The following is a 17,303-nucleotide window of genomic DNA, read 5'->3' on the forward strand; positions in this document are numbered from 1 at the left end:
AGATTCGACAAACTCGCCGTCCGCTACCTCGCCACGATCCACATCGCGGCCATCAACCAGTGGCTACGCTGACCGACTTTCAAAACACGACCTAGGCGACGAAGTCTCGGATCTGGCTGATCACCCCGACCGCGCCGAGCAGTGAGACGTGGCCGATGCAGCCGGTGATGGTGTTGGTCGCGCCGTCGAGAAGGACGCTGTTGTTCGGCGTGATGATCTCGTCGCAGGGCGACCACCAGGTGCCGTACTTCACGTCACCGGGGGTCTCGTCGCCGTTGTTCAACTGCTGGAGCATATTCGAACCGGGGCGCATGTCCTCGCAGCCGTCGTCGTAGCAGCCGAGGGCGACGGTGGTGCCGTGGTTGGGCCCGCCGATGGAGACCCAGTCGTCGACATAGCGGGCGCCGTCGAGGAATTTCAGGTACCAGCGAGTGTTCAGGCCGCCCATCGAGTGGCTGATGATGTCGATCTTCTCCGCGCCGGTGGAGGCTCGCAGCGCGTCGGCCTCGGCTTTGACCTCCTCGGCGGTCAGCCTGTTCGATTGCGCGGTATTGTAACTGAAGGCTCGCAATTCGTTGGCGCCGTATCCCGCGGCTCTGAAGCGGGAGATCATGAAGTCCCAATTCGAGTCGGATCCCTGCCATCCGTGCACGAAGAGGATCGGATTTCGGGCCGGCGCGGCGGCGGCTCGCTGTGGCGTGAACATCAGGACAGCCGCGGCCGTCGCGACGAAAGTGATTGCGATGATGCCGATTCGGCGCATCGTTGATCGAATTGGCATGCTCGGGTCTCCTTGTCCGTCCGCCGTCTGGGACGGACGCAGAGCCACGGTAACAAACACCGCCTTGTGTCTCATATGCCTTCCGCCGTCCGATTGTTCAACTTTTCGAACTGCGATAATCAACGTATCGATAGCGTTGAGACAGAACACATCTGGCCGCTAACCGGCCGCGATCAGCGGGCTACATCGAGGGCAGCGGACCCGATCGCACCGCAGTCGACGACGGCTGTATCGAGCCGGTACTGCGGGAACTCAGCCGACGTCGCGACGCAACCAGGTCACCTCGGCGCCGATCGGATCCACGCCGGAACGGTATAGCTCGAGGTCTTCGTCCCACGGGGTGCCGAGGGCGCGATCGATTTCGGCGGCCAGATCGTAGGTGGTGTACTTTCCGAGTTCGCGTGATGCCTGGAGCATGGCGCGCAACCGCATCTCACCGAGCGTGACGTCACCGCACGCCGAGGTGGAACCGTGCCAGAGACCGAGGGCGGGGACGAAACTGTAGCGCTCGCCGTCGATCCCGTCGCTCGGATCTTCGGTGACCTCGAAACGCAGCACCGGCCACGACCGCAAGGATTGAGCAATGCGCGCGGCGGTCCCGACGGGGCCGATCCAATCGCTGGTTGCGCGCAGTTGGCCGTCGGCCGGCTGAGTGGTCCACCGCAACTTCGCGGGGGACCCGAGGGCCGAGGTCAGCGCCCACTCCACATGCGGGCACAGCGCGGCAGGCGACGAGTGGATCCACACCACACCCGCCGACACGTCCGCGAACTGACTCGATGCGCGCACCCTGATACCTCCAGCTTCGACGAGGACCGTCTTCCCCAACGAACCCGTCTACAGCTGGCGTTGCCTGAGTGTACTGGAGTGCCCGATGTTACGCGTGTTACTTCGCGAGCGTGTTGCCTTCGTGTGTCGACTCGGCGATGATCGCGTCACTGAGGGTCGGCCACGCGGTTCGCGCCCAGTCGCCGAAATTCTCGTCCGCCAGGGCGATACTCGCCACCCCAATCACCGGATCGACCCAGAGAAATGTTCCGGATTGACCGAAATGGCCATAGGTTCGAGGGGAATTCGCCGCACCGGTCCAGTGCGGTGACTTGCCGTCGCGGATCTCGAAGCCCAGGCCCCAGTCGTTCGGGCGCTGCGATCCGTAACCGGGCAGCACGCCGTTGACCCCGGGGAATTGCACCGATATCGCCTCGGCGTGGGTCTGCTCGGAGATCAGCCGTGGCGAGAGCAATTCCGACGCGAACCGGACGAGGTCGGCGACGGTGGAACGGCAGGCGTGACCGGCCGGACCCGCAAGCACCGAACCCGTCATCCCGAGCGGGGCGAAGACCGCCTCGCGCAGATATTCGTCGAACGCGATGCCGGTCTGCTCGGTGAGGAACCCGGCGAGGACTTCATAGCCCGCGCTGGAGTAGATCCGTTTGGCGCCGGGCGCGGCGAGGACTTCGGTGGTGTCGAAGGCGATGCCGGAGGTGTGCGCGAGCAGGTGACGGACGGTCGCGCCGGGCGGTCCGGCGGGCTGGTCCAGTTCGATCGCGCCCTCTTCGACCGCGACCAGCACCGCGTAGGCAACCAGCGGTTTGGTCACCGAGGCGAGGGGGAAGACGCGGTCGATGTCACCTTCGGTCGTCACGCCGGACGTGGTGAGCACTCCCGCCGCCGCGTGGCGCACCGGCCATTCCCTGATCTGCTCGAGTGAACGCACCCTGCGAGCCTACGCAGTGCGCGAGGGGGTGTTTCGTCGCGGGCGGCGCACACGGCCCCGGCGGACATTCGCGCACGGAACGAACAGATTCCCGCGAGTTCGGCTGGAGAATGTCCGCGTGGACCGGGCAGGCCAACACCCGGTACCGCCGGTACCATCGACTCATCATGACTGAACAGCCCACGATCCACGGTGATGTGGCGGCCGGTTTCGGCCCCGTCGCCGACGCTTTCCGCCGCAATTTCGCCCAGCACGGCGAAATCGGCGCGGCCGTGGCCGTTTACGCGGGTGATCGTCCGGTCGTCGACCTGTGGGCGGGATACCGTGACCGGCGGCGGACGCTGCCGTGGGAGCGCGACACCATCGTGCCGGTGTTCTCCTCGACCAAGGGGATGGCGGCGTTCGTCGTCGCGTCGGCGGTATCGAAGGGGCTGCTGGATTACGAGGAGCCGGTCGCGACCTACTGGCCCGAGTTCGCGGCGCAGGGCAAGGACGCGGTGACCGTTCGGCAACTGATCGACCACCAGGCGGGGCTGTCCGGTCTCGACACGGTGGTGCGACTCGCGCAGATCGCCGATCTCGACGGTCTCGCACCGATTCTGGCCGCACAGAAACCCGCGTGGAAGCCCGGCACCCGCCACGGCTACCACGCCATCACGCTCGGGTTGTACCAGGGTGAACTGGTACGGCGCGTCGATCCGGGACACCGCACACTCGGCCGGATCTTCGCCGAGGATTTCGCCGGACCGCTCGGCCTCGACTTCTTCATCGGCCTGCCCGCCGCCGAACCGATGGAGCGCATCGCCACGCTGGCCGCGGCGCGCGGCCTGGATCTGCTGCGCTACGAACGCGATATCCCGCTGCGGATCGGCGCGGAGATCTACGCCAAACGCGGCTATTCGCACGCGGCGCTGACCAATCCGCGCTGCGGCGCGCCCGCGCGGGCGACGCGGCGCGAATTCCTCGAGGTCGAACTGCCCGGATCGAACGGTGTCGGCAATGCCCGTGCCCTGGCCAGGGTCTACGGCGCCGCGGCCGCGAGCACCGGCGCGCTCCCCGTCGACGACGCGCTGCTGGAGCGGCTGGCGGCCGCCGACACCGCCGACGACGTTCCCGCCGACGACCTGGTGCTGAAGACCAAGAGCCGTTACCACCTGGGTTTCCGTAAATCACGCGGCACGTTCCGATTCGGCTCGGACAAACGCGCCTACGGCACCACCGGCCTCGGCGGCTCCTTCGGTTTCGCCGATCCTGCGACGGGACTCGGCTTCGGCTATTCGATGAACCGGCTCGGCATGGCGGTCCTCGACGACGTCCGCAGTCGCAATCTGCGCGAGGCGCTGCTGCGCTGCCACATCTGAGCCCGGAACGAAAGCGTCATCCACGCGAGCGCCGGGATCCACCGACCAAGGAACAGATCCCGACGCTCGCGCGGGCGACGCCGCCGGTGCCCCGCGATCTCGTCGCCGAGATCGCGGCCCGGCTCGCCGCGCGAACTACCAGTCGGCTTCGGTGTAACGGATGATGCCGCGAATGTTCTTGCCGTCCAGCATGTCCTTGTAGCCCTGGTTGATCTCCTCGAGCGAGTAGCTGCGGGTGACCATGTCGTCGAGATTCAACTGCCCCGCCTTGTACAGCGCGAGCAGACGCGGCGCGTCCTGCCTGGCGTTGCCGCCGCCGAAGATGCAGCCCTTGATCGTCTTCTGCAACATCGACAGCAGGAAGCTGTTGAGTTTGACGTCGCTCTCGTCCATGCGCCCCATCGAGGTGACGACCAGCGTCCCGGCCTTGCCGGTGAGGATCAGTCCCTCTTCGATGTATTCGCCGTGCATCTCGCCCATGGTCAGGATGACGTTCTCCGCCATCCGGCCCTCGGTGGCCTCGAGCAGCGGCATGATCGCCTCGGCCATGGAGGCGTAGGCGTGGGTGGCGCCGAATTTCTGTGCCTGCTCGCGCTTCCACGGATTCGGGTCGATGGCGACGACCTTGGACGCGCCCGCGAGCACCGCGCCCTGCAACGCGCTCATGCCGACGCCGCCGATGCCGACGATGACGGCGGTCTCACCCGGCTGCACCTGCGCGACATGGGTGGACGACCCGAAACCGGTCGGCACGCCGCAGCCGACGAGGCAGGCGACCTCGAACGGGATCGTCGGATCGATCTTGACGACCGAGGTGTGGTGCACCGTCATATACGGCGCGAACGTGCCGAGCAGGCACATCGGGATGACGTTCTGACCGCGCGCCTGGATCCGGTAGGTGCCGTCGCTGATCGCCTGTCCCATCAGCAGACCCGCGCCGAGGTCGCACAGCGCCATATTGCCGCTCACGCACGCCGGACAGCGTCCGCAGGCGGGGATGAACGACAGGATCACGTGATCACCGACCTGCAGGTCGGCCGGGCAGTTCGGTCCCAGTTTGGTGATCACGCCCGCGCCCTCGTGGCCGCCCATGACCGGGTAGCCGGGCATCGGTGTCGCGCCGGTGACGATGTGATGATCGGAATGGCACATACCGGCGGTTTCCATCCGGATCTGCACCTCGCCCGTGACGGGATCGCCGACCTCGATCTCCTCCACCGACCACGGCTCTTCGATCCCCCACAGGATCGCGCCCTTCGTCTTCATTCCTGTCGACCCTCTCGAATGCACGTGCTTATATGTGACTGCACCCACAGTACGAGAAAAGTGGAACGCGTTCTAGTAGTGACACGGAAATTCCGCGACAACGCCTTCAGGTCGAAGGGAACACGTTCCAGAAACGCCCTTTCAGCCCCGCACGTCGTGCACGTGATGGATCACGTCGTGCACGAAATACCGGGCCAGCGATTCGACCGTGAAAGCCGAGCCGTCACCGCGTCGCACATGCCGCCCACGATCGGCCGGGGGCACCGATTCGATGGCGTGCGCGACGATCTCGGCCGCGTCGACCAATTCCCGCGCCACCGTCGCCGGATCCTGCTCGCCGTAGCGATCAGCGATCGCGGTGGCGTCCTGATCCCAATCCGAGAACACCGGAACACCGTCGGCGGCCTCCGCGGCACTCACCCCGCGCGCGTCGAACGCGGGCACGCGCGGATCGGACGCGACCGCGCGGGCGGCGATCGCCGTGCGGTAGGCGAAGATCCGGCACACATCGCGCACGTGCGCGGCGTACTCCAGCGGCGACCACACCGAATCGGTCGGCCGCAGTGCCGCTTCGGGGCGGGTCAGCGTCGCCGCCAGCCGTCCCGCGTACTCGCGAGCGAGCGGCGGCACCGCGCCGAAGGCGGTGTCGGCCGCCGCGAATCCACATTCGGGACAGGTCTCGTCGAGCACCCAGGTCCAGTTCTTGACATCGGGAACGATCGGCATGAACCAATGCTAGGTTTGACTGTATCTATTCGGCCACAGATATTCAGCCAACCAGCGCCGAGATCCGGACGCTCATTCCATGAGCTCGCGCGCCTTCTCGAACAGTTCCAACGTGACCGCGTGCAGGAAGTCGCCGACCTGCTTGGGCGCCTTGCCCGCGAAGGCACGCGCGTGCGTCCCCTCGAGCACGATGCCGAGTTTGAAGCACGCCAGCACCGTGTACCAGGGGACCGCGCTCAGGTCCCGATCGGAGAACCGGCCGTAGTGCTCGATCATCTCCTCCGGCGTCGGCAGTCCGCCCGCCGCGCCGAGTCTGCCGACCAGCGCCGAACCCGTAGTTCCCGGCACCGGCCGGGTGGCGAGCTGCCAACCGAGATCGAGCAGCGGGTCGCCGATGGTCGACATCTCCCAGTCGACCAGCGCGGCGACCTCGGGGCCGTCGTAGGTGAACATGATGTTGGCCAGATGGCAGTCGCCGTGCAGGATTCCCGGCGTCCACCGCGCGGGCCGGTTGCGCTCGAGCCACTCGCCCACCTGCGTCACGCCGGGGATCTCCGGGCCGGGATAGCCCGCGTTGGCCGAATAGGATTCGAGTTCGCCCAGCCAGCGCGGCACCTGCCGCTCCAGGAACCCGTCGGGCTTTCCGTAGTCCGACAGACCGATCGCCCGATAGTCGATGGCGCCGAGCCGTGCGATGGCCTCCACCGCCGACAGCCCCATCTGCCGCCTGATCTCCGGATCGCCCGCGTGCAGTTCGGGCAGTTCGTTCTGCGGGTTGAAGCCGACGATCGGCTCCATCAGATAGAAGACCGCGCCGATCACCGATTCGTCGGCGCACGCGGCGATCACCCTGGGCGCGCGGACCTCGGTGCCGTCCAGCGCGCGCAACAGCACCGATTCCCTGCGGATGACATCGTTGCTCTTGGCCCGCAGATGTCGGGGTCCGCGACGCAGTACATACGAGCGACCGCCGCGGTCGAACCGGAGCATGATGTTCTGGGTGCCGCCGCCCAGCGAGGTCACCCCCTCGAAATCACCGGCGGGCAACTCCTGCTCATCCATCCACTTCCCGACGAGCGAGAAGTCGACGACCTCGCGATCCACTTCCACCGGCTGCGCAACAGACATGTCCCTTATTGTGCACGACACCTCCACCTAAACTGAAGGCATCCGACAACAGTTGCCCATGACCGGTCAGGCGTAGGGTTTTGCACACCATGCGCACGTTGCTCATCGACAACTACGACTCGTTCACCTATAACCTGTTCCAGCTGATCAGCGAGGTGAACGGGATCGAGCCGACGGTCGTGCGCAACGACGAGGTTCGCGATATCGCCCGGCTGGACCTGGCCGCTCACGACAACATCGTCATCTCCCCCGGGCCCGGCCGCCCCGACATCGCGCGCGATATCGGCATCTCCGCGGCTCTGATCGCCGAGGCGGACCTGCCGTTGCTCGGCGTCTGCCTCGGCCACCAGGGCATCGTCATCGGCGCGGGCGGCATCGTCGATCTCGCAGCCGCCGCCCGGCACGGATACCTGGACCGGATCTCACACAACGGACGCGACCTCTTCGCCGGACTCCCCCAGGATTTCACCGCCGTGCGCTACCACTCGCTGTGCGCCAGGCGGCCGCTGCCCGACGCCCTGGAGGTCACCGCGGCGACCGCCGACGGCGTCGTCATGGGCGTGCGGCACCGCGCACGTCCGCAATGGGGCGTGCAGTTCCATCCGGAATCCATCGCGGGCGAATACGGGGCGGCCCTGCTGCGCAACTTCGCCGAACTCACCGCACGCCATCACGGTGATCTGCGCTCGGCCCGGGTGACGGCCCGGGAGTCCGAACGCCTGGTCGAGGCCGTGGCGCGATCCGGACCGGCGAGCCGGTCCGGGCGCGCGGTACCCGACGCGGCCCGATTCGTCCGCGACGGCGCCGGAACCGGTGGCGCGCGACCGGAACGACTCGACGACACCACGGTCCGGGTGGGCGAACTGGGCCGCCCCTGGCAGCTGCGGCACCGGGTGATCGAGCGGGCGATCGATACCGAGGCCGCCTTCGTCCGGCTCTACGGTGATTCCGCCACGGCGTTCTGGCTCGACAGCGAACACGTCGAGCCGGGACTCGACCGCTTCTCCTTCCTCGGCGACGCGAGCGGACCGCTCGCCGAGGTGGTCCGCTACCGGGTCGAGACCGCCGAGGTGATCGTGGAGACTTCCGGGGGCGGCCGACGGGTCTTCGCGGGCGACGTCCTGGAATACCTCGCCACCGAATTGCGCTGGCGCTGCGCCGATATCCCCGACCTTCCCTTCGATTTCGCCTGCGGTTACGTCGGCTATCTGGGCTACGAGGTGAAGGCCGACTGCGGCGCGGCGGCGGCGCACCGCTCGTCCACCCCGGACGCGCAGTGGATCTTCGCCGACCGGCTCGTCGTCGTCGACCACGTCACCGGACACACCCACCTGCTCGCCCTCACCGACACGGCGGCCGAGAGCACGCGGGCGGCGCTGGATTGGCTGCGCGATACCGGCGAAGTGCTGGAATCGCTTCCCACATGGGTGAATCCGACCACCATCGAGGTCACCGCCGATACCGGAGCGGTCGCCGGACTCTTCGCGCGCGGAAGTGACAGGTACCTGGCCGATATCGCGGTGTGCATGGACAAATTGCGCGTCGGCGAATCCTACGAGATCTGCCTCACCGACAGCCTGACCTTCCCTGCCGACGAATCCGACGACTCCGACGGACTCGACTTCTACCGTGCCCTTCGTCGCTGCAATCCCGCACCGTACGCGGCCTATCTGCGCTTCGACGATCTCGAAATCGCGTGCTCCTCACCGGAACGCTTCCTCAAGGTCGACCGCGCCCGCACCGTGGAGAGCAAACCGATCAAGGGCACCGCGCCGCGCGGGAGCACCCCGGCCGAGGACGAACGGTTGCGCCGGGAACTCGCCGACAGTCCCAAGACCCGCGCCGAGAACCTGATGATCGTCGACCTGCTGCGCAACGACCTCGGCAGGGTCTGCCGCATCGGCAGCGTGCACGTCCCGGAACTGATGGCCACCGAGACCTATACGACACTGCACCAACTGGTCTCGACCGTGCGCGGAACATTGCGTCCCGATGTCGACGTGATCGACTGCGTGCGCGCCTGCTTCCCCGGCGGCTCGATGACAGGCGCTCCCAAGCTGCGCACCATGGAGATCATCGACGAACTCGAAACCGAAGCCAGGGGGGTCTATTCGGGCACCATCGGTTTCCTCGGGCTCGGCGGCACGGCCGACCTCAATATCGTCATCCGCACGGCGGTACGCCACGACGGACAGTGGCGGATCGGGGCGGGCGGAGCCATCGTGCTCGACTCCGATCCCGCCGAGGAGTACCGCGAGATGCTGCTCAAGGCGGCAGCCACCTATCGCGCCGACACCGCACGGCGGGCAGGACCCGAACTCACCGACGCCGCTTCGGCGCGGCGGGCGGGGGCGGCTCGGCCTGCCCCGATTTCGCGCCGATCCCGGTGACCCTGCCCAGGATCGACACGCCGGGCAGCCGCGCGAGCGCGCCGAAGACGTCCTCGCCGAGCGCGATCACCGCTTCCAGCCGGGGCAGCAACCGGTCGTAGGCGGCGAACGCGGGATCGGCCAGGGCCAGGGTGCGATCGAGGCGGTCGATGGTGGAGTTGAGACGGTCGACGGCGATCGTGAGATTGTCGATGAGACCGGGCAGTTGCGCGGCCAACTGCGCGGAGGCGGGCGGTAGACGCACCGCCGCGTCGAAGGCGTGGCCCGCGGTGAGCTGCGCGGATTCCAGCGCCTGACCGGCCGCCGACTGCGCGGCTTCGACTGCGGCCGTCGCGGCGGCGAGCAGGTCGGCGGGGCGTATCCGAGCACCCGGCGCTCTCGCGGTGGTCCCTTCGTCGTCCGGCCCTTTCGGCGTGGTCATGGACAACACTGTGCCCGAGTTCGGCGGGAACTTCCGGACCGTGCGCTGTGTGTCGCGCACGGATCTGCCTGCGGTTTCACCGCGGGGCACGGGTGCCGGTCGCTCGGCCCGCACGGGGGTCGCGGCGGCGACGGCGGCCGAGCCGTCGGGCGTGTCGGAGGGGCGTGGCAATATTCGAGCACGATGAAACTCAGCAAGGGCGCGAACGCGCCGGTACCGACATCTCTTCTAGCCGTGGTTGTTTCATGGCGATCCGAGCATGTCGTCGACGCGCACGCACTGTTGCTGGCGGAATCGGGCACCGTGCGCTCGGATCGCGATCTCGTCTTCTTCAACGCGCCCCGCCACGTCTCCCAGGCGGTGACGATCGATCAGGAACCGGCGCCCGGCACGGCACGGCTGAGCGTGTCGCTGCCGCGTACCGAATCCGAGGTGGCGCGGATCGTGGTGAGCGGTTCCCTCGACGACGGGACCTTCGGGGAGGTCGGAGACCTGGCGGTGACGGTGTTCGACGCCCGGGGGCCGGTGGCGCGTTTCGACATCGAGGATCCCGACGCGGTCGACGCGATGATGTTCGGTGAGTTCTACCGTCGCGACGAGCAATGGCGTTTCCGCGCGATCGGTCAGGGGTGGACCACCGGCCTGGCCGGGATGGTCACCGAGTTCGGTGTCACCGTCGACGACAGCGACGGGCAGGCCGGATCGAAACGCGGGTCGAATCCGTTCGCCAGTCCCGGCCGGACCGACTCCTATCCCGCTGCCCGGTGGACCGACCCGCCCTCGCCCGGCGCGCCGACCGCCGCGCGCGCCCAGCACTCCCGGTCCCCCGAGGGCTCGTCGGACCGGGTCCCGACCGGGGTCTCCGCCGCATCCGGGGTCGATCCCGCCACGACCGACGACCCTCGCGTCTCCAGCGACGCGCACCGCGGTCCGGTGCCGCCGACACACGCGGCGACCCGTCCACACCCGTATCACCGCGCGGTCGATCTCACCCGCCGCTCCACCGAGCGTCTGCCCGCTCCCCCGCCACCGCCGCCCGACCCGGAACGGGCCGACTGGCATCGCGATCCCCAGGACGGGACGCGCATGCGCTGGTGGGACGGCACGCAGTGGTCGACGGCCACCCACCCGAGACGGCCCGTCGACGCAAGACACTGCACACGGTGCGGAAACCCGTTGCGCCGCAAACTGTTCGGTGGACACTCCGGGTGCGATCGGTGCGCCGTCGAAATCGAGGAATTCCTGACCCACTGGGGCACGAGGGCACGGCGGACGCTCACCGCCTCCGGCCCTACCGGCCCCGAATGGTCGCAGCTGTGGGCGACGCTGCGGTATCAGCGCATCGACGAGAACATCGGCCGGACGATGCTGCGGGACCCCGGTCTCGGCTATGTCGAGCGACTGGCGACCTTCGCCTTCGCCGACGGGGAGATCGCCCAGCCGGAATTGGACGCCTTCGAAGCCGCCGTCGACGAGTTGAGGTTGACCGGTCCGCTGATCGAGGATCTGCGCAGGCGGATGCACCGCGGGCGGGCGCTGTCGCGATTGCGCGAAGGAGAACTGCCGGTGGTGCGCACGCCCGGACTGCACCTGGACCCGGAGGAACGGGTGCATCTCGACCTGCCCGCCACCCACGTGCGCCACCTGGCTCGCGGCCCGAAGGTCACCACCGGACGACTGATCGCGAGCAATAAGAAACTCCGGTTCGTCGGCGCGGGCGCGGGCACCGAAATGCCGTGGAACCGGGTGGTTTCGGTGCATGTCGAACATGACTCGGTGATCATCGCGGCGACCTCGGCGCGCGGCGGCGCGATCTTCGACGTCGCCGACCCCGACTACGTGGCCGCCGCCCTGGAGGGTGCGCTGCGGGTGGCGAAACGCCTGGTCCTGACCCCGGGCCAACGCGATTCGCGCAGTATCCCGCAGGAGGTGAAAGCCGAGGTCTGGCAGCGCGACGGCGGCAAATGCGTGGAATGCGGCAGCGGGCACTACCTGGAGTTCGACCACATCATCCCGCTCAGCCGGGGCGGAGCGACCAGCGCGTCGAATCTGCAGATCTTGTGCCGGTCGTGCAACCGCACCAAGGGCGCGCGGATCTGAGGTCAGCGCGCGTACGGATTCCCCTCGTTCGCGGCGACGTACCGCGCGAAGGTCACGGTGCCGTCACGATGGTCCGGGCAGGTGTTCACCCCGCGACGGAACGCGCTCGCGACTCGGCCCGGCAGGGGCAGCCGGACGGTACGTCGCGGGACACCGTGGGCGGCGCGCCATACCCGGACCGCCTCCTCGAGCGTGAGCACCTCCGGGCCGCCGAAATCGGCGGCCCTGCCCACCGGTTCGCCGTCGGCGAGTTCCGCGACCCGGGCCGCCACCTCGGGAGTGGCGACGGGTTGGAATCGGAAATCCAGGGGTAGCGGGGCGATAGGCAGTTTCGCGGCCAAGCTCAGCGCGGCGGCGAGCAGTTCGTGGAATTGCGTCGCCCGCAGGATCGTGTGCGGCACACCGCTGTCGACGATCAACTTCTCGCAGGCCAGTTTGCTGCGGTAGTACGGGAAGGGAATGTCATCGATCCCGACTATCGACGTGTAGAGCAGGTGCCGCGCCTGCCCAGCGACCCCCAGCAGTTGTTCGGTCTGCCGCGGATCGGGACTGCGCAGGCTGCGGGAATCGGTGGCCGCGTGCACGATCACCTCGGCACCGGCCACGGCCTCGGCAAGGCCCGCACCGGTGCTCAGATCGCCGACGTGCGTTCCGGCGCCCGCGCGACGCGACAGCACCCGCACCTCGTGGCCGCGTGCCCGAAGATTGTCGACGATATGCCTACCGAGAGCTCCGGTGCCGCCGGTGACCAGGACAGTGCTCATCACCCACACTTACCGCAGGCCGCGACCACGGACGAGGTCGGCACGCGGACATTGGGGGAACAATCCGCCATCGACGTCATAGGTTTCGGTCGGCACGCGGACATTCGGGAGACAATCCACCATCGATATCACGGGTTGCGGTCGCCACGCGGATATGCGGGCGGCAATCCGCGACGTCACGGGTTTCTGTCGGCCGCGGCCACGCACCTGCCGCGCCCGGTCGGCCGCGGCAACCGTCGGCCGGGTTCGGGCTCAGCCCGAGACCAGCCCCGCCGTGCGCCCCAGATCGGCGAGCATCGCGTCGAACAGGAATTCCGGATTCGACAGCGGGATCGGATAGTTGCCGAATACCTCGAGGGTCACGTGCCCGTACAGGCGCGCCCAGATCTGGATCATCAGGTAGGTGACGCCCAGATCCAGTTTCTCGGCGGGAAATTTCTGCCCGGCTTCGGACAAGGCCCCCAACAGTTCGGTCTGGAACAGGACGAGATCCTCGCGCAGTTCCCCCGGGATGACGTCGGTCGGCGGCGTCACGATGTCGTAGGTCGCGAGCAGCCGGCCCGCCGCGGCCAGGAACACCCGGCCGAACGGCTCGTCGAAACGCCGCATCAGTGCCGTCCGCCCGGTGCCGGGCGAGGCGAATACCAGGGTGTATTCCGAGGTATGGGCCAGCGCCCAGCGCCGGAAACCCCGGCAGATGGCGAAGAACTGGACCGCGCCGTCGTCGGGCAGGGTGGCGATCTCGGCGGTCAACTCGTCGGCGAGATCGGCACAGAACTCGAGTCGCAGACTTTCCAGCAGGTCGTCGCGGCTCTTGTAATACCGATACAGCGCGGGCGCGGTAATTCCGAGATCGCGCGCGATGGCACGCAGGCTCAGCGCGTCGGGGCCGTGCTCGACGAGTAGCGCGCGGGCCACCCGACGGATATCGGCGTCGGTGACGACCGGCGCGCGGCCTCGCGGTTTGGGTTGTGTCTGTCCCACGGCATCCCGCCTCGAATGTCGCCCGGGCACCGTTGCGCGGGCTCACCCTCGATTCAAGCGTATTCGACTTCCCACCGCTTGATTCCGTTGAGCCAACCCGAACGCAATCGCACCGGATCGGCGATCTGGCGGATATTCGGCATCGCGTCGGCGATGGCGTTGAACATCAGATCGATCTGCAAGCGTGCCAGATTCGCGCCGACGCAGTAGTGGGTCCCGGTACCGCCGAATCCGACGTGCGGATTGGGATCGCGCAGCACATCGAAGGTGAACGGATCGGCGAATCCGTCCTCGTCGAAATTGGCCGAACTGTAGAACAATCCGACCCGCTGCCCCTGCCTGATCGCCTGACCGCCGATCTCGGTGTCCTGGGTGGCGGTGCGCTGGAACGCGGTGACGGGGGTCGCCCACCGGACGATCTCGTCCGGGGCGGTGCGCGGGCGCTGCTGTTTGTACAGTTCCCACTGCGCCGGATTGTCGATGAAGGCCTTCATGCCGTGGGTGATCGAGTTGCGGGTGGTCTCGTTGCCCGCGACCGACAACAGGATCACGAAGAAGGCGAATTCGTCCGAACCGAGCTGTTCACCGTTGATATCGGCGTTGATGAGCTGGGTGACGATATCGTCGGCCGGACACCTGCGCCGCTCCTCGGCCATATTCCAGGCGTAGCCCATCACCTCGGCGGTGGCGACGTGGTGATTGCCGTCGAACTCCGGATCGTCGTAGGAGATCATCTGGTTGGTCCAGTCGAAGAGTTTCTTGCGATCCTCCTGCGGAATGCCGATGAGTTCGGCGATGGCCTGCAACGGCAGTTCGCAGGCGATCTGTTCGACGAAATCGCCGCGGCCGCTCTTCTTGGCCTCGTGCACGATCCGCGCGGCGCGTTCGGTGAGCGCGGCACGCAGACTCTCCACCGCGCGCGGGGTGAACCCCTTGGAGATGATGCGCCGGACCTTGGTGTGCTGCGGCGGGTCCAGATTCAGCAGCAGCATGTCGCCGAGCATGTCGATCTGTTCGCGTGTGGTCTCCTCGTTGAACCTGATGATCGCGGTGTTCTCGTGCGAGGAGAAGATCTCGGGTTTCTTCGAGATCTCCTTGATGTCGGCGAGTTTGGATACCACCCAGTAGCCGCCGTCGTCGAATCCGCTGGCCCGGTCGGGTTGGGCGCACCACCACACCGGCGCCGTCCTGCGCAGTTCGGCGAATTCCTCGATAGGCAGGCGGGTGGCGAGCAGGTCGGGGTCGGTGAAATCGAATCCTTCGGGAATCGAGGTAACGGTCACGGCAATCTCCCTACCGGTCTGGTCTACAGACCTCACAGCGCTGTGTCGGCCGGACGGTGCAGCCGGGAGCCCACGCTCGAATGGGTCCGATCACGCGGCGGGCAGGTCGCTCGCACCGCCGTGTATACGCCGTCCAAGGAGATGGAACCACACTCCGGATAGTTTGTGAACAGTATTTAGTAAATCATGTTCACTTTTCTCGGCGCGTGGGTTTACCGTCGGTTTACACCGAAGCGAAGGGAGCGACAGGGCGACTCCGTCAGGCGCCGATCACCGCGTTCATGATGGTGCCAGCACTGGTCGCGACCACTCCGCCGATCATGGCTCCTGCCACCATCTTCGGCGATTCCAGACCGCTGCCCTGCCACTTCTCCCAGGCGAACTTGCCTCCGGCGTAGACGATCGCGAGGATTCCGGACAGCATGGCGAACCAGGTGATGTAGCGAACGAACTGCATGATCTTGTCCGACAGGGGCGGCGGCTCGGGAGTCGGGTTGCCGATCTGGGCCAGCGTTCCGACACTGTCGCCGAATGTTGTCAGCACGATACTCACCGCGAGATCCTCCCTGTATCCCCCGAAGGGCGAAAGCTGCTCGGGTGCCGACGCATTCGCCGACGACACCGCCGGGCGGAACCACCGGCCACGACGAACCGATGACCGGCCGCCGCGCAGTACCCATCATCCAGAGCGACCCGGTCTCGTGCAACCAGGCGCCTGCGTCGCCCTCGAGAACCCGATACCATCCATAGGGACGCCCCACCGGTCCCGAGCCCGCCCGAATCAGAATGAGCAGCACGCCAATGATACTGGTCTCCACCTATGACGTTCTTGCCCAGATCGGCAACCCCTCGCCCGAGGCGCCGCCCGTGGCCGACAAGATCCTCCAGCTCGTCCAGTACCTGACCTGGTTCGTCCTGCTGTCGGGCATCATCGCCATCGTCTACGCGGGCGGTCGATTCGCCTGGGAGAAGTGGTCCGGCGGCGGTCTGGAATCACCGAAGATGGTGGCCGGAGCGATGATCGGCGGGGTGGTCGCGACCAGTGCGGGCACCATCATGAATGCCGTGATCGGCTGATCAGCCGGTGATTCCGGCCGCGCGGGCGGCGCGAAGCCAGTCCGGGAACTCGCCGAGCATCCTGGCGTAGAGTTCGCCGTCGTCGACCTTGTCGATGTCGTCGAGTGCGAAGAAGCCCGCGTTGTCGATGATTCGGCCTTCCAGTTCATCGAGGCTGCGCAACAGACCGTAATTGGCCTTACCCAGTCCGACGAACTGCCAGAACGCGGGCAGATGCGAGGCTTCGCGCATCAATTCGGCGATTTCGCGTTTCTTCGCGAATCCGCCGTCGGTGAAGAACAGCACCAGCGTCGGCAGGTCGCCGGGGCGCAGCGAGTCGATGATGTCGCGCATGATCGGCACTTCCTCGTTGCGCGCGCCGAGCGCGTCGTAGTCGATGCCCTCGTGCGTTCCGCCCAGGTGCAGGAAGGTCTGCGCCCACTGCTCGCCGTGCTGCACAGCGATATCGGGCAGTTTGACGAACATGCGAGCGTAGAGATACGCCTCCAGGGTGCCGTCGTTGTCGAGTTGGGTGGCGATCGGGATCATCCGCTCGACCACCCGGTGCACCACCCGGTTGCGGTACTGCGCGAGCATGCTTCCGGTCTTGTCGATGACGAGCACCACCCTGGCACGGACACCCGACGCGGACTTCTGATCCAACACCTCGGCGACGGCGCGTTTGCGCAGGTCGAGTTTCGCGCGCTTCTCCAGCGACAGCGCCGCCTCGCCCGGGACGGAGCGCACCACCGGTGCGGCGGCAGCGGGCGGCGTCGCGACCGCGTTCGTGGCGGCGGGTTCGGCGGCCTCGTCGTCCACGCTCACACCGTGATCGGTGACCAGCGCCGCGAAGCCGCCCGCGTACCCCTGCCCCACCGCCCGCACCTTCCAGTCGGCGCCACGGCGATAGAGTTCCAGCGCGATGACGACCGATTCGCTGCCGAGCCCGTCGATCGAGTACTCGTAGAGCAGGTTTCCGGTGGCGTCGGCGACGGTCGCGACGGGGGCGGCGAACTGTCCGAAGGTGGCCCGCTGATCGTCGAGGGTGATCACGACTCGGACCTGCGCGATATCGGTGGGAATCTCCGCCGGTGACAGCGCGAGCGAGGCGGGCGTCCCCGGTCGCAGTCGCACCCCGGGCGCGTCGGGCTGATTGAAGAAGACGAAATCGGCGTCCGAGCGGACCTTGCCGGATTCCGTGACGAGCAGCGCGGAGACATCGGCGGGGGCGGCGAGCCGGACCGACACCTCGGCGCGCGGCACCGATAACGGGCCGTTCTGCCCTTTGACCAGCGAATGAACCACCGAGACTCCTGTTTTCGACGC

16 protein-coding genes are annotated in these 17,303 nt (G+C 67.3%); 4 read left to right on the forward strand and 12 right to left on the reverse strand.

Features of this window, described 5'->3' with window-relative positions; genetic code table 11:
* Positions 1 to 91 precede the first annotated feature (91 nt).
* The 3 genes from DAT37_RS05065 to DAT37_RS05075 all read right to left on the reverse strand — a co-directional run bounded on the left by DAT37_RS05065 (position 92) and on the right by DAT37_RS05075 (position 2,498).
* Positions 92 to 781 (reverse strand): esterase/lipase family protein, encoded by a 690-nt coding sequence (locus tag DAT37_RS05065; protein ID WP_198654103.1) that lies wholly within the window; start codon positions 779 to 781, stop codon positions 92 to 94.
* 252 nt (positions 782 to 1,033) lie between these two features.
* On the reverse strand, positions 1,034 to 1,570 hold the full coding sequence (locus DAT37_RS05070; protein ID WP_109523525.1) for a DUF3145 domain-containing protein: 537 nt from the start codon (positions 1,568 to 1,570) through the stop codon (positions 1,034 to 1,036).
* 97 nt (positions 1,571 to 1,667) lie between these two features.
* Positions 1,668 to 2,498 carry a serine hydrolase domain-containing protein gene (locus DAT37_RS05075; RefSeq protein ID WP_109523526.1) on the reverse strand — a complete coding sequence of 277 codons (831 nt, stop codon included), beginning with the start codon at positions 2,496 to 2,498 and terminating at the stop codon, positions 1,668 to 1,670.
* A gap of 167 nt (positions 2,499 to 2,665) precedes the next feature.
* On the opposite strand from DAT37_RS05075, the gene DAT37_RS05080 reads away from it, so the two are divergent.
* On the forward strand, positions 2,666 to 3,859 hold the full coding sequence (locus DAT37_RS05080) for a serine hydrolase domain-containing protein (RefSeq protein WP_109523945.1): 1,194 nt from the start codon (positions 2,666 to 2,668) through the stop codon (positions 3,857 to 3,859).
* Between the two features lie 135 nt (positions 3,860 to 3,994).
* Here DAT37_RS05080 and DAT37_RS05085 read toward each other — a convergent pair whose 3' ends face one another.
* The 3 genes from DAT37_RS05085 to DAT37_RS05095 all read right to left on the reverse strand — a co-directional run bounded on the left by DAT37_RS05085 (position 3,995) and on the right by DAT37_RS05095 (position 6,979).
* On the reverse strand, positions 3,995 to 5,125 hold the full coding sequence (locus DAT37_RS05085; RefSeq protein ID WP_109523527.1) for an NDMA-dependent alcohol dehydrogenase: 1,131 nt from the start codon (positions 5,123 to 5,125) through the stop codon (positions 3,995 to 3,997).
* Positions 5,126 to 5,266: 141 nt separating this feature from the next.
* Positions 5,267 to 5,851, reverse strand: a complete 585-nt coding sequence (locus DAT37_RS05090) for a DinB family protein (RefSeq protein ID WP_109523528.1) — start codon at positions 5,849 to 5,851, stop codon at positions 5,267 to 5,269.
* Positions 5,852 to 5,923: 72 nt separating this feature from the next.
* On the reverse strand, positions 5,924 to 6,979 hold the full coding sequence (locus tag DAT37_RS05095; RefSeq protein ID WP_109523529.1) for a phosphotransferase family protein: 1,056 nt from the start codon (positions 6,977 to 6,979) through the stop codon (positions 5,924 to 5,926).
* A gap of 89 nt (positions 6,980 to 7,068) precedes the next feature.
* Between DAT37_RS05095 and pabB the strand changes: the two genes are divergently transcribed.
* The gene (gene pabB / locus DAT37_RS05100; protein WP_109523946.1) at positions 7,069 to 9,369 is read left to right on the forward strand and encodes an aminodeoxychorismate synthase component I; all 2,301 of its coding nucleotides are present in this window, start codon (positions 7,069 to 7,071) and stop codon (positions 9,367 to 9,369) included.
* Here pabB and DAT37_RS05105 read toward each other — a convergent pair.
* Positions 9,299 to 9,790: a hypothetical protein gene (locus tag DAT37_RS05105; protein WP_198654104.1), complete on the reverse strand. Its 492-nt coding sequence runs from the start codon at positions 9,788 to 9,790 to the stop codon at positions 9,299 to 9,301. The genes pabB and DAT37_RS05105 overlap by 71 nt on opposite strands.
* A 183-nt stretch (positions 9,791 to 9,973) precedes the next feature.
* Between DAT37_RS05105 and DAT37_RS05110 the strand changes: the two genes are divergently transcribed.
* Positions 9,974 to 11,890: a TerD family protein gene (locus DAT37_RS05110; RefSeq protein WP_109523530.1), complete on the forward strand. Its 1,917-nt coding sequence runs from the start codon at positions 9,974 to 9,976 to the stop codon at positions 11,888 to 11,890.
* Positions 11,891 to 11,892: 2 nt separating this feature from the next.
* Here DAT37_RS05110 and DAT37_RS05115 read toward each other — a convergent pair whose 3' ends face one another.
* From DAT37_RS05115 to DAT37_RS05130, 4 genes are all read right to left on the reverse strand, one after another.
* On the reverse strand, positions 11,893 to 12,654 hold the full coding sequence (locus DAT37_RS05115; RefSeq protein ID WP_109523948.1) for an SDR family oxidoreductase: 762 nt from the start codon (positions 12,652 to 12,654) through the stop codon (positions 11,893 to 11,895).
* Positions 12,655 to 12,906: 252 nt separating this feature from the next.
* Positions 12,907 to 13,638 (reverse strand): TetR/AcrR family transcriptional regulator, encoded by a 732-nt coding sequence (locus tag DAT37_RS05120; protein WP_109523531.1) that lies wholly within the window; start codon positions 13,636 to 13,638, stop codon positions 12,907 to 12,909.
* Between the two features lie 53 nt (positions 13,639 to 13,691).
* Entirely contained in the window at positions 13,692 to 14,921 is a 1,230-nt protein-coding gene (locus tag DAT37_RS05125; RefSeq protein ID WP_109523532.1) for a cytochrome P450, read from the reverse strand.
* 259 nt (positions 14,922 to 15,180) lie between these two features.
* Positions 15,181 to 15,474: a hypothetical protein gene (locus DAT37_RS05130; RefSeq protein ID WP_109523949.1), complete on the reverse strand. Its 294-nt coding sequence runs from the start codon at positions 15,472 to 15,474 to the stop codon at positions 15,181 to 15,183.
* A gap of 233 nt (positions 15,475 to 15,707) precedes the next feature.
* Between DAT37_RS05130 and DAT37_RS05135 the strand changes: the two genes are divergently transcribed.
* Positions 15,708 to 15,998, forward strand: coding sequence for a hypothetical protein (locus tag DAT37_RS05135; RefSeq protein ID WP_408637366.1), 291 nt, complete (start codon positions 15,708 to 15,710; stop codon positions 15,996 to 15,998).
* On the opposite strand, the gene DAT37_RS05140 is transcribed toward DAT37_RS05135, so the two are convergent.
* Positions 15,999 to 17,282, reverse strand: coding sequence for a vWA domain-containing protein (locus DAT37_RS05140; protein ID WP_109523534.1), 1,284 nt, complete (start codon positions 17,280 to 17,282; stop codon positions 15,999 to 16,001).
* Positions 17,283 to 17,303 lie beyond the last annotated feature (21 nt).

Source organism: Nocardia aurea (assembly GCF_003123685.1).
GTDB classification, from domain to species: domain Bacteria; phylum Actinomycetota; class Actinomycetes; order Mycobacteriales; family Mycobacteriaceae; genus Nocardia; species Nocardia aurea.